The following is an 11,482-nucleotide window of genomic DNA, read 5'->3' as shown; positions in this document are numbered from 1 at the left end:
TCACACTTTATCCGTCGCCGACGCGGACGCCGCCGGCAAGGTGAAACCGGACACCGAACGGCGCAACTGACTGGCCATTTTCGCCAGGTTGCCGATGCTTTCGGCAGTGGCCGTGGAGCCGGACGACGTCTGCGACGTGATCTGCTGGATCACGTTCATGGTCAGGGAAATCTGCCCCGCCGAAGACGTCTGCTGCTGCGCCGCGTTGGAGATGCTTTGAATCAGCGCCGCGAGCGTCTTGGATACGCCTTCGATTTCTTCCAGTGCCACACCGGCATCCTGCGCCAGTCGCGCGCCGCGCACCACTTCGGTGGTGGTCTGTTCCATCGAAATGACGGCTTCGTTGGTGTCAGTCTGAATCGCCCGCACCAGGGTTTCGATCTGGCGTGTGGCGGCAGATGAACGCTCGGCCAAGCGCTGCACTTCGTCGGCGACTACGGCAAATCCGCGCCCGGCATCCCCGGCCATCGACGCTTGAATGGCGGCGTTGAGGGCGAGGATATTGGTCTGGTCGGCAATGTCGTCGATCAGGCTGACGATGTCGCCAATTTCCTGAGACGACTCACCGAGACGCTTGATGCGTTTGGCGGTGTCCTGAATCTGTTCGCGAATGTTGTCCATGCCGTGGATGGTGTTGTGCACCACCTCGTTGCCCTTGTTGGCGATTTCCACGGAGCGCTCGGCCACCGCCGAGGATTCGGCAGCGTTGGCCGACACCTGATCGATGGACTGGGCCATATCGCTGATCGCCGTCGAAGCTTCGGAAATCTGCTGGGCCTGATGTTCCGAGGCCTGGGCCAGATGCATGGCAGTGGCCTGGGTTTCCTGCACGGCGGCGGCGACCTGGCCGGCGGTGAGGTTGATGGTCGCCACCAGATCGCGCAGTTGGTCGACGGAATAGTTGATCGAGTCGGCAATGGTGCCGGTGAAGTCTTCGGTCACCGAAGCGGTCACGGTCAGGTCGCCATCGGCGAGATCTTCGATTTCATCGAGCAAACGCATGATCGCGTTTTGGTTGCGCTCGTTCTTTTCCGCCGTTTCGCGCAGTTGCCGATTGGTCTCGCGCACCATCACCAGACCGATGAGGATGATCGAGGCCAGCGCCAGCAAGCCGAGCACGTAGCCGCCGATGGTGTCGGTGCTGCGCCCGCCGGCGAGGTTTTCGAAACCGTTGGCCAGGTGTGAGGCTTCGTCGAGCAGGGTTTGCGAGAGGCTGAAGATGTTGCTGGCCGACTCACGGACCTTGAACAGCTCCGGTGAGGTTTCGAGGATTTCATCCACAGAGCCGGAGACGAACTGGAACAGCTCGGAGATTTCACTCAGGCGAGCACGGGCGTCGCGGTCTTCGACCTGGCTGATTTTCAGCGCCGGGTTGCCCTGGAGCATGCCATTGAGCACCTGACCGAAACGCGTGGCATCGCGGCCGAAGGCATCCGCGGCTTGTTGCGAATTTTCGTCGCCGGCGAGCACGGTGTTGACCGCGCCGAGGATGCGTTCAGCCAGCAACGACTGACGCTGGGCCATCGCCACTTGCGCTGCGGGAGCACCGCGTTGGAGGAGGATTTCGACGACTTTTTCGTATTCGATCTGCAACTGCGGCACGGTTTCGGCCAGGGTCGCGGCGACCTGATGCAGCGACAGCACGGTCTGTTCGCTGGAAAGAATGGCGTCGGTGTTTTTCAGCAGGCGTTCCCAATCGAGCTGCACGGCGCGCATTTCCGGGCGCACGGTGGACGGCGCCGGCGGCAGGCCGGTGGCCGGGTCGCCTTTTTTCAGATAACCCCAGCGCTGGGCGAAATCGTTGCGGGCGTCACTCAGCAGTTTGAACGCGGCAGCCTTGCCGGCGGCGGCTTCGGTGGCGTTCTTGGCGATGCGTTGCGAGAGCACGCGCAGCTCACCGGCATGGCCGATGTACTGTTTATCGTAATTCGCCTGGGTGTTGAGGTACGCGAAGTTGGCGAACAACAGCATGATGAACACGATCAATGCAATGAACAGCACGACGATCTGCGAGCGACTGCGCGATCCCTCTGCTGACTTGCCTGTTTTTGCTTTTGTCATCGGTCCTCGCCTATTCCCGCGCCATTTGAAGCTCACCGAAAACCCTGTGGGAGCGGGCTTGCCCGCGATGAGGCCGGCACATCCGACATCTATAGCGACTGATCTGATGCCATCGCGGGCAAGCCCGCTCCCACAGGGTTGGGTGGCGTTTCGACTAAATTGCGACGCTCATGAACACCGGGGATCTGGCCAGCGCAAACAAACTGAACACCCGCCAGTTCTGCTCGCGCCGGAAATAGCCTTTGACGAACTCGGCCTTCGAGCCCTGGCGTTTGCTGATCGACAGCGGTTCAAAACTGTCTTGTTCGAAGTGCTGCAAGCCGATGACTTCATCGACCATCAACCCGGCAAACACATCCTCATGCTCGACCACCAATACCCGCCGCTGTTTGCGTAGCGGTGACAGTTCATGCCCGAAGAAACCGCACAGGTCCATGATCGGCAGCAAGCGCCCACGCAGGTTGGCCACACCCTTGACCCACGGTTTGACTCCGGGCAGTTGGGTGAAGCGCGGTTCGTGCAGCACCTCGCTGACTTCGCCCATCGGCGCGACATACCAGTGTTCGCCGAGGCGAAACCCGATACCACTCCAGCGATCCTGGCGCGCGGGTTGCGACGGCAGGTCCGCCGCCAACAAGCGGCAGCGCTGGTCGATCTGCCAGAGCAGTTCGAACGCAGTCAGTGTTTCGCTCATGGCTGCGCGATCAACCGTTCAGCACGTTGTTCAGGGTTTTGATCAGAGTGTCTTCGTCGACCGGCTTGGTCAGGTAATCCTTGGCGCCCTGGCGGGTGCCCCAGACCTTGTCGGTATCCTGATCCTTGGTGGTGATGATGATCACCGGGATATGCCCGGTTTCCGGATCTTTGGTCAACTGCCGGGTCGCCTGAAAACCATTGAGGCCGGGCATGACGATGTCCATCAGCACCGCGTCGGGTTTTTCCTGACGGGCCAGTGCGACGCCGTCGGCGCCGTTTTCGGCCTTGAGCACTTGATGGCCGTGCTTTTCGAGCATGCCGGTCAGTTTGTACATTTCAGTCGGCGAATCATCGACGATCAGGATACGTGCCATGGTCTTCCCCATTTTTCTTGTCGACACCCGGCCCGCTGGCCGAGCGTCTCAGTGCTTTTCTTACTGCGGCAAAACGGCGGCAAAGCCCGGAACATGGGCCTGGATCGCGCTGAGCAGTTCTTCCTTGCTGAAAGGCTTGGTCAAAAATTGATCGGAACCGACAATCCGCCCCTTGGCCTTGTCGAACAACCCGTCCCGGGACGACAGCATGATCACCGGCGTGGCCTTGAACGCATTGTTGTTCTTGATTAAAGCGCAGGTCTGATAACCATCCAGACGCGGCATCATGATGTCGACGAAAATGATCCCGGGGTGGTTGTCGGCGATCTTCGCCAAAGCGTCGAAACCGTCGATTGCCGTGATGACTTCGCAACCGACATTCTTCAACAAGGTTTCGGCGGTACGGCGAATCGTTTTCGAGTCGTCGATCACCATGACCTTCAAGGCGCTGGACTGCTGTTCCATAAGAGGGCTCTACCGTCGCCTTTGCGAATCAAATTGTCCGTTTTGCTATCAGTAATGGCCGGAAACCCTTGATGTTCAAGGGCCGGCACTGCATGGCAGCCTTTTTAGCACAGTCTCCAGATGCAATCTATCGACGGGTTTTCCCTTGACCGAAAACCCTGCCGGCGCCACTCTGGCGGCACTTTTTTCATACCGATCCGGTAGCCAATTTTCGAGGAAAACCCAATGAGCGTTCGCGTCGGGATTGTCATGGACCCTATCGCCAGCATCTCCTATAAAAAGGATAGCTCGCTGGCCATGCTGCTGGCCGCGCAGAAGCGCGGCTGGGAACTGTTCTATATGGAACAGCGTGACCTGTATCAAGGTGAAGGTCAGGCACGGGCGCGCATGAAGCCGCTGAAAGTCTTCGCCAACCCGGAAAAATGGTTCGAACTGGACGCCGAGCAGGACAACCTGCTGAGCGATCTGGACGTGATCCTGATGCGCAAGGATCCGCCGTTCGACATGGAGTTCGTCTACTCCACCTACTTGCTTGAACAGGCCGAAAACGCCGGCGTGCTGGTGGTCAACAAGCCGCAGAGCCTGCGCGACTGCAACGAAAAGCTGTTCGCCACACTGTTCCCGCAGTGCACTCCGCCAACCGTGGTCAGCCGCCGCGCCGATGTGTTGCGCGAATTTGCCGCGAAACACGGCGACGTCATCCTCAAACCGCTGGACGGCATGGGCGGCACTTCGATCTTCCGTCACCGCGCCGGCGATCCGAACCTGTCGGTGATTCTGGAAACCCTGACCGCCCTGGGCGGCCAGCAGATCATGGGCCAGGCCTATCTGCCGGCGATCAAGGACGGCGACAAGCGCATCCTGATGATCGACGGCGAGCCGGTGGATTATTGCCTGGCGCGGATTCCGGCCCAGGGCGAAACCCGTGGCAACCTGGCTGCTGGCGGTCGCGGTGAAGCCCGCCCGTTGACCGACAAGGATCGCTGGATCGCCGCTCAAGTCGGCCCGACCTTGCGTGAAAAAGGCCTGCTGTTCGTTGGCCTCGATGTGATCGGCGAGCATCTGACCGAAATCAACGTCACCAGCCCGACCTGCATCCGTGAAATCGACAACGCTTTCGGCACCGACATTGGCGGGATGCTCATGGATGCTATTGAAAAGCAGCTGCAAGCTATTAGCCGCAAGCCACAAGCCTGAAGCCAAGCGACAAGCTTCTAACTTGCAGCTTGTAACTGGTAGCTTGCAGCTGCCCCTGTGCATCTTGTCGCTTGAAGCTAGTCACTTGCAGCTAAAAACCAACATTGCGTTATCATGCCGTGCCTTTAAAAACGCGATGTTGGTTTTTCTGTCATGACCCTCCCGTCCGATCTGCCCGCTGAACTCGCCCATCGTGGCGTGCGCCCGGCCGATCGCCTCGGATTTACCCTGTTCCTCGCCGCGCTGATTCATTTGGCGCTGCTGCTCGGCGTCGGTTTCACGATGGTCGAGCCGAAACAGATCAGCAAAACCCTGGAAATTACCCTCGCCACCTTCAAGAGCGAAAAGAAGCCCGAAAAAGCTGACTTTCTCGCTCAGGAAAATCAGGAAGGCAGCGGCACGCTGGACAAGAAGGCGACGCCGAAGACCACCGAGATCGCGCCGTTCCAGGACAATCAGGTCAAAAAAGTCACGCCGCCACCGGCCGCCAAGCCGCAAGTGCAGGAAGCCGCGCCCAAGGCTGCCGTGACTACGGTTGCGCCGACGCCGAAAAAGGCGCCGACCAAGAAAGAAGAAACCAAAACCGAAGTCAAACCATCGGTCGACGCGCCGACGTTCGACAGCTCGCAGCTGTCCAGCGACATTGCCAGCCTTGAAGCCGAGCTGGCCAAGGAACAACAGCTGTACGCCAAGCGCCCACGAATCCACCGTTTGAGCGCTGCCTCGACCATGCGCGACAAGGGTGCCTGGTACAAAGACGACTGGCGCAAGAAGGTCGAACGTATCGGCAACCTCAACTACCCCGAGGAAGCACGGCGCAAGCAGATCTACGGCAATTTGCGCCTGATGGTGTCGATCAACCGCGACGGCTCGCTGTATGAAGTGCTGGTGCTGGAATCGTCCGGCCAGCCGCTGCTGGATCAGGCCGCGCAGCGCATCGTGCGACTGGCGGCGCCGTTTGCACCGTTTACCGGGGATCTGTCGGATATCGACCGACTGGAAATCATCCGCACCTGGAAATTCGCCCGGGGCGACAAGCTCTCAAGCAATTAAAGAACACCGTAGAACCCTGTGGGAGCGGGCTTGCCCGCGATGGGGCCGGCACATGCGGCATTGATCGTGACTGACCCGACGCCATCGCGGGCAAGCCCGCTCCCACAAAGATCAGCATCGCTCACGGCTTTTGCAGCATTTCCCAGACATCCTCAGCTTGTCAGTTCGCCCCTTGAACGCCACACTAGCGCACATGAAAAACGTCAGCCCCAGCTACCTCAAGCATCAATTCCTGATCGCCATGCCACACATGGCCGACCCGAACTTTGCCCATACCTTGACCTACATCGTCGAGCACACGGCCAATGGCGCCATGGGGATCGTGGTCAATCGACCGCAAGAGCTGAATCTGGCTGACATCCTCGAGCAATTGCGCCCGGACATCGATCCGCCGGCCCTCTGCCAGCACGTGCCGATCTTCATCGGCGGGCCGGTACAGACCGATCGTGGTTTTGTCCTGCACCCGGCGGGCAAGACCTTCCAGGCCACCGCCGAGCTTGAGGGCGACTTGGCACTGTCCACCTCGCAGGACGTGCTGTTCGCCATCGCTGACGGCATGGGCCCGGAAAAAAGCCTGATCGCGCTGGGTTACGCCGGTTGGGAAGCCGGGCAACTGGAGGCCGAAATGGCCGACAACGCCTGGCTGACCTGCCCGTACGACGCCGACATCCTGTTCAACACCCGCAGCGAACTGCGTCTGGAAGCGGCGGCCAAGCACTTGGGGATCAACCTCAACCTGCTGACCAGCCAGGCAGGGCACGCCTGATGGCCCTGCGCCTGATTCTCGGCTTCGACTACGGCACCAAACAGATCGGCGTAGCGGTCGGCCAGGTGATCACCGGCCAGGCCCGCGAGCTGTGCACCTTGAAAGCGCAGAACGGTGTTCCCGACTGGAACCAGGTCGAAGCGCTTATAAAGGAATGGAAACCCGACGCCGTCGTCGTCGGCCTGCCGTTGAACATGGACGGCACCCCCAGCGACATGTGCGTGCGCGCAGAGAAATTCGCCCGCCGCCTCAATGGCCGCTACAACCTGCCCTTCTATACCCACGATGAACGCCTGACCACGTTCGAAGCCAAGGGCGAGCGCCTGGCGCGTGGCGGTCAGAAGGGCAGTTACCGCGACAACCCGGTGGACGCCATCGCTGCCGCTCTGCTGTTGCAGGGCTGGCTCGATGAAAACACTGCTTTATTTGAATCCTGACAAGCGCTACGGCGCTTTTCTTTTGGCTAAAACCTCGAGCCACCTCCGGCAGGACGGAGCTCGGGTCGAAGAAGGAGCAACCATGAGTCTGCCCAATCCCGCCGATCTGATCAGCCAGATGGCGATCCGCCTCAAGGCGCACCTTGCTCAACGCGGCATCAGCGAACCGCGTTACATCGGTATCCGTACCGGCGGCATCTGGGTCGCGCAGGCGCTGCTCAAGGAACTGGGCAGCGACGCGCCGCTGGGCACGCTGGATGTTTCCTTCTACCGCGACGACTTCAGCCAGAACGGCCTGCACCCGCAAGTGCGCCCGTCTGCCCTGCCCTTCGAGATCGAAGGCCAGCATCTGGTGCTGATCGACGACGTGCTGATGAGCGGGCGCACCATCCGCGCCGCCATGAACGAATTGTTCGACTACGGTCGCCCGGCCAGCGTGACGCTGGTATGCCTGCTCGACCTGGAAGCTGGCGAACTGCCGATCCGCCCGAACGTGGTCGGCGCGACTCTGTCGCTGGCCGCTCACGAGCGCGTGAAGCTGTCCGGTCCCGAGCCGCTGACGCTCGAACTGCAAGATTTCACCCTTTAATCCGCCCTATTGAGAGTCCCCCTCGCGATGACGCCTCTAGATACCAAGCGCCCGCTGCAGCTCAATGATCAGGGCCAGCTGCGCCACTTCCTCTCACTCGACGGTCTGCGCCGCGAGTTGCTGACGGAAATCCTCGACACTGCCGACTCGTTCCTTGAAGTCGGCGCCCGGGCGGTGAAAAAAGTCCCATTGTTGCGCGGCAAGACCGTGTGCAACGTGTTCTTCGAAAACTCCACCCGCACCCGCACCACCTTCGAACTCGCCGCCCAGCGGCTGTCGGCGGACGTGATCACCCTGAACGTGTCGACCTCGTCGGCAAGCAAAGGTGAAACCCTGCTCGACACCCTGCGCAACCTGGAAGCCATGGCCGCCGACATGTTCGTCGTGCGCCACGGTGATTCCGGCGCTGCGCACTTCATCGCCGAACATGTTTGCCCGCAGGTGGCGATCATCAACGGCGGCGACGGCCGTCACGCGCACCCGACACAAGGCATGCTCGACATGCTGACCATCCGTCGGCACAAGGGCGGTTTCGAAAACCTCTCGGTGGCCATCGTCGGCGACATCCTGCACTCGCGGGTCGCGCGCTCGAACATGCTCGCCCTGAAAACACTCGGCTGCCCGGACATCCGCGTGATCGCGCCGAAAACCCTGCTGCCGATCGGCATCGAGCAATACGGCGTCAAGGTCTACACCGACATGACCGAAGGCCTGAAAGACGTCGACGTGGTGATCATGCTGCGCCTGCAACGTGAGCGCATGACCGGCGGCCTGCTGCCGAGCGAAGGCGAGTTCTATCGCCTGTTCGGCCTGACCACCGCGCGCCTGGCCGGGGCCAAACCCGATTGCATCGTCATGCACCCGGGGCCGATCAACCGTGGGGTGGAAATCGAGTCGGCGGTGGCCGATGGCCCGCACTCGGTGATCCTCAATCAGGTCACCTACGGCATCGCGATTCGTATGGCCGTGCTGTCCATGGCCATGAGCGGGCAGACTGCCCAGCGCCAATTCGAGCAGGAGAACGCCCAGTGAAGCTCAGCATTCTCGGCGCACGCGTCATCGATCCAAGCAGTGGCCTGGATCAAATCACCGACATTCACATTGAAGCCTGCAAGATCATCGCCCTCGGCGCGGCGCCTGCCGGTTTCAGCGCGGTGGAAACCATTGATGCCACAGGCCTGGTGGCCGCTCCGGGCCTGGTCGACCTCAACGTCGCCCTGCGCGAGCCGGGCTACAGCCGCAAAGGCTCGATCGCCAGCGAAACCCGCGCCGCAGCGGCCGGCGGTGTGACCAGCCTGTGCTGCCCGCCGCAAACCAAACCGGTGCTCGACACCTCCGCTGTGGCCGAACTGATCCTCGACCGCGCCCGCGAGGCCGGTAATACCAAGGTGTTCCCGATTGGCGCCTTGAGCAAAGGTCTGGACGGTGAGCAGCTCGCCGAGCTGGTAGCCCTGCGCGACGCCGGTTGTGTGGCGTTCGGCAACGGACTGGAGAGTTTCCGCAACACCCGCACCCTGTGCCGGGCGCTGGATTACGCGGCGACATTCGACCTGACGGTGATCTTCAACTCGCAGGATCACGATCTGGCCGAAGGTGGCCTGGCCCATGAAGGCGCGGTGGCCAGTTTCCTCGGCCTGCCGGGGATTCCGGAAACCGCTGAAACGGTGGCGCTGGCTCGGGACCTGTTGCTGGTCGAGCAGACCGGCGTGCGCGCGCACTTCAGCCAACTGACCAGTGCTCGCGGTGTTGCGCTGATCGCTCAGGCTCAGGCCCGTGGTTTGAAGGTGACGGCGGATGTGGCGCTGTATCAGTTGATTCTGACCGACGAAGCGCTGATCGACTTCAGCAGCCTCTATCACGTGCAGCCACCGCTGCGCACCCGCGCTGACCGCGATGGTCTGCGCGAAGCAGTGAAGTCGGGGGTGATCTCGGCTATTTCCAGCCATCACCAACCCCATGAGCGTGACGCCAAACTGGCACCGTTTGGCGCGACTGAACCGGGCATCAGCAGCGTTGAACTGCTGCTGCCGCTGGCGATGACGCTGGTTGAGGATGGTTTGCTCGATCTGCCGACCTTGCTGGCTCGCCTGAGCGCCGGCCCGGCCGAGGCACTGCGACTGCCGGCGGGCAAACTGGCGGTGGGCGGTGCGGCGGATATCGTACTGTTCGATCCGAAGGCATCGACGGTGGCCGGTGAGCACTGGCTGTCGAGAGGCGAGAACTGCCCGTTCATGGGTCACAGCTTGCCGGGTGTGGTTCGCTATACGCTGGTGGATGGGCGGATCAGCCACCAAGCCTAAAAGCAAAAGATCGCAGCCTGCGGCAGCTCCTACAAGTTGGAACGCATTCCATTGTAGGAGCTGCCGCAGGCTGCGATCTTTTGATCTTCACTCAGCGTCGCCCCAATCGCCAGCAGGCTGGCTCCCACATTGGATCTGTGCACGACACAAATCACCTGTGGGAGCTCGCCTGCTAGCGATGGCTTATTGAAAAGTGCCGCGATTCTGCGCGTTGCGCACCGAGACCTGATCGTTCAGTGTCCAGAAGTCATACAGCACGCCAATGAAGAACAACCCGCCGGTCAGCAGGTACAACAAGCCGGTGATCCACTTGCCCTGGTACATCCGGTGCACGCCCAGCACGCCGAGAAACGTCAGCAGAATCCACGCCACGTTGTACTCGATCGGCCCGTCGGCAAAGCGCAGATCTGCTTCGCGATCCATTGCCGGGATCAGAAACAGGTCGATCAGCCAGCCAATTCCCAGCAAACCGAAGGTGAAGAACCAGATCGTCCCGGTCACAGGCTTGCCGTAATAAAAGCGGTGGGCACCGGTAAATCCGAAGATCCACAGCAGGTAACCGATGATTTTGCTGTGGGTGGTTTTTTCCTTCACACGGGGTAGCTGATAGCTGTTCATGAAGACCTCGATGCACTCGATAGATAAATATTCTTGAATTCTTTGTGACTTTTTTACAGGTAGCCGACGTATGGCAAATGTTACCGTCGCTACCGTGAAAGCCTTATAGCACCGGACCTCTGTCCGACAATCGCGTCAATTTGCCGCTTATTTGGTTCCGTTGCCTCCCGTTTGAATCGACCAACGGCCTCGGAAGTCACAAAAAAGCTGTTATAAAGTTGCGCGCTATCACTTAAGAGCCACGCCTAATGCGACCATTTTTCAAGACATGGCTAACTATTTGCCTATTAATGCCACTGGCCGCCCACGCCACCAATCGTGAGCAACGTCTTCCTAACGTTAACGGCTTTACCCCTAAATCCCACGCTTCTGCCCCATCGAGCAAAAGCAAACAAAGCAAAATCACCACGCTGAGCAGCAAAAGCCGCAGCAGTCTGGTACCGCCGATGGCGAGCAAGGAAAGCAGCAATGTCCTGAGCCGCGCCGTAAACGTCCTCGGTACTCCTTATCGTTGGGGCGGCAGCAGCCCAAGTAAAGGCTTTGATTGCAGCGGCCTGGTGAAATACGCGTTCAACGACGCCACATTCGACCTGCCACGCACCTCCAATGCCATGGCCAGCGGCCACGGTGAGAAAGTCGACCGCAAGGATTTGAAACCGGGCGACCTGATTTTCTTCAAACTCAAGAGCCGTCGGGTCAATCACGTTGCCATCTACATGGGCAACGACCGCTTTATCCACGCGCCACGTCGTGGCAAGTCGGTGAGCATCGATACGCTGAACAAGCCGTATTGGCAGAAACATTACGTGGTTGCCAAGCGTGTATTACCGAAAGAGCAAAGCCAGATGCGCGTGGTTCAGCGCTAACGGTCGAAAGATCGCAGCCTTCGGCAGCTCCAGGATTTTTAGTTCATCCCCGATATGTGG

At 60.2% G+C, this 11,482-nt stretch carries 13 protein-coding genes; 8 read left to right on the top strand and 5 right to left on the bottom strand.

Translation table 11 applies throughout. The features are described from left to right. From AB4P92_RS17795 to pilG, 4 genes are all read right to left on the bottom strand, one after another. The gene (locus AB4P92_RS17795) at nt 1-2,061 is read right to left on the bottom strand and encodes a methyl-accepting chemotaxis protein (RefSeq protein WP_042561530.1); all 2,061 of its coding nucleotides are present in this window, start codon (nt 2,059-2,061) and stop codon (nt 1-3) included. A 154-nt stretch (nt 2,062-2,215) separates the two neighbouring features. Then, entirely contained in the window at nt 2,216-2,755 is a 540-nt protein-coding gene (locus AB4P92_RS17790) for a chemotaxis protein CheW (protein WP_042561531.1), read from the bottom strand. A gap of 10 nt (nt 2,756-2,765) precedes the next feature. Further along, nucleotides 2,766-3,131 carry a twitching motility response regulator PilH gene (gene pilH / locus AB4P92_RS17785; protein ID WP_042561532.1) on the bottom strand — a complete coding sequence of 122 codons (366 nt, stop codon included), beginning with the start codon at nt 3,129-3,131 and terminating at the stop codon, nt 2,766-2,768. Nucleotides 3,132-3,191: 60 nt separating this feature from the next. Continuing rightward, a complete protein-coding gene (pilG, locus tag AB4P92_RS17780; protein ID WP_042561533.1) occupies nt 3,192-3,596 on the bottom strand; it encodes a twitching motility response regulator PilG in 405 nt (134 codons plus the stop codon). 225 nt (nt 3,597-3,821) lie between these two features. Between pilG and gshB the strand changes: the two genes are divergently transcribed. The 7 genes from gshB (at nt 3,822) to AB4P92_RS17745 (ending at nt 9,938) form a co-directional block, all read left to right on the top strand. Beyond that, on the top strand, nt 3,822-4,793 hold the full coding sequence (gshB, locus tag AB4P92_RS17775; RefSeq protein WP_395597943.1) for a glutathione synthase: 972 nt from the start codon (nt 3,822-3,824) through the stop codon (nt 4,791-4,793). 153 nt (nt 4,794-4,946) lie between these two features. Then, entirely contained in the window at nt 4,947-5,846 is a 900-nt protein-coding gene (locus AB4P92_RS17770) for an energy transducer TonB (protein ID WP_042561535.1), read from the top strand. Nucleotides 5,847-6,039: 193 nt separating this feature from the next. Further along, nucleotides 6,040-6,612: a YqgE/AlgH family protein gene (locus tag AB4P92_RS17765; protein ID WP_210623090.1), complete on the top strand. Its 573-nt coding sequence runs from the start codon at nt 6,040-6,042 to the stop codon at nt 6,610-6,612. Next, nucleotides 6,612-7,049, top strand: a complete 438-nt coding sequence (gene ruvX, locus AB4P92_RS17760; RefSeq protein WP_042561537.1) for a Holliday junction resolvase RuvX — start codon at nt 6,612-6,614, stop codon at nt 7,047-7,049. The genes AB4P92_RS17765 and ruvX overlap by 1 nt, the downstream gene beginning before the upstream one ends. A gap of 82 nt (nt 7,050-7,131) precedes the next feature. Beyond that, entirely contained in the window at nt 7,132-7,638 is a 507-nt protein-coding gene (gene pyrR, locus AB4P92_RS17755; RefSeq protein ID WP_042561538.1) for a bifunctional pyr operon transcriptional regulator/uracil phosphoribosyltransferase PyrR, read from the top strand. Between the two features lie 27 nt (nt 7,639-7,665). Then, nucleotides 7,666-8,670: an aspartate carbamoyltransferase catalytic subunit gene (locus AB4P92_RS17750; RefSeq protein ID WP_007913665.1), complete on the top strand. Its 1,005-nt coding sequence runs from the start codon at nt 7,666-7,668 to the stop codon at nt 8,668-8,670. Further along, on the top strand, nt 8,667-9,938 hold the full coding sequence (locus AB4P92_RS17745) for a dihydroorotase (protein ID WP_395597942.1): 1,272 nt from the start codon (nt 8,667-8,669) through the stop codon (nt 9,936-9,938). The genes AB4P92_RS17750 and AB4P92_RS17745 overlap by 4 nt, the downstream gene beginning before the upstream one ends. 183 nt (nt 9,939-10,121) lie before the next feature. Here the strand turns inward: AB4P92_RS17745 and AB4P92_RS17740 are convergent, their stop codons facing one another. Further along, nucleotides 10,122-10,556, bottom strand: a complete 435-nt coding sequence (locus AB4P92_RS17740; RefSeq protein WP_042561541.1) for a TM2 domain-containing protein — start codon at nt 10,554-10,556, stop codon at nt 10,122-10,124. A gap of 248 nt (nt 10,557-10,804) precedes the next feature. On the opposite strand from AB4P92_RS17740, the gene AB4P92_RS17735 reads away from it, so the two are divergent. Further along, complete coding sequence (locus tag AB4P92_RS17735) at nt 10,805-11,422, top strand: C40 family peptidase (protein WP_042561542.1); 618 nt, start codon at nt 10,805-10,807, stop codon at nt 11,420-11,422. Nucleotides 11,423-11,482: the final 60 nt, after the last annotated feature.

It is taken from the genome of Pseudomonas sp. A0308 (genome assembly GCF_044218815.1).
Classification (GTDB): Bacteria; Pseudomonadota; Gammaproteobacteria; order Pseudomonadales; family Pseudomonadaceae; genus Aquipseudomonas; species Aquipseudomonas iridis.
The sequence above is the reverse complement of the archived record's forward strand: the minus strand, read 5'-3'. Positions and strand labels throughout refer to the sequence as shown.

Bases quoted from the DNA above. Each gene is read 5' to 3' on its own strand.
- AB4P92_RS17795 (WP_042561530.1), bottom strand. From the start codon at position 2,061: ATGACAAAAGCAAAAACAGGCAAGTCAGCAGAGGGATCGCGCAGTCGC.
- AB4P92_RS17790 (WP_042561531.1), bottom strand. From the start codon at position 2,755: ATGAGCGAAACACTGACTGCGTTCGAACTGCTCTGGCAGATCGACCAG.
- pilH (WP_042561532.1), bottom strand. From the start codon at position 3,131: ATGGCACGTATCCTGATCGTCGATGATTCGCCGACTGAAATGTACAAA.
- pilG (WP_042561533.1), bottom strand. From the start codon at position 3,596: ATGGAACAGCAGTCCAGCGCCTTGAAGGTCATGGTGATCGACGACTCG.
- gshB (WP_395597943.1), top strand. From the start codon at position 3,822: ATGAGCGTTCGCGTCGGGATTGTCATGGACCCTATCGCCAGCATCTCC.
- AB4P92_RS17770 (WP_042561535.1), top strand. From the start codon at position 4,947: ATGACCCTCCCGTCCGATCTGCCCGCTGAACTCGCCCATCGTGGCGTG.
- AB4P92_RS17765 (WP_210623090.1), top strand. From the start codon at position 6,040: ATGAAAAACGTCAGCCCCAGCTACCTCAAGCATCAATTCCTGATCGCC.
- ruvX (WP_042561537.1), top strand. From the start codon at position 6,612: ATGGCCCTGCGCCTGATTCTCGGCTTCGACTACGGCACCAAACAGATC.
- pyrR (WP_042561538.1), top strand. From the start codon at position 7,132: ATGAGTCTGCCCAATCCCGCCGATCTGATCAGCCAGATGGCGATCCGC.
- AB4P92_RS17750 (WP_007913665.1), top strand. From the start codon at position 7,666: ATGACGCCTCTAGATACCAAGCGCCCGCTGCAGCTCAATGATCAGGGC.
- AB4P92_RS17740 (WP_042561541.1), bottom strand. From the start codon at position 10,556: ATGAACAGCTATCAGCTACCCCGTGTGAAGGAAAAAACCACCCACAGC.
- AB4P92_RS17735 (WP_042561542.1), top strand. From the start codon at position 10,805: ATGCGACCATTTTTCAAGACATGGCTAACTATTTGCCTATTAATGCCA.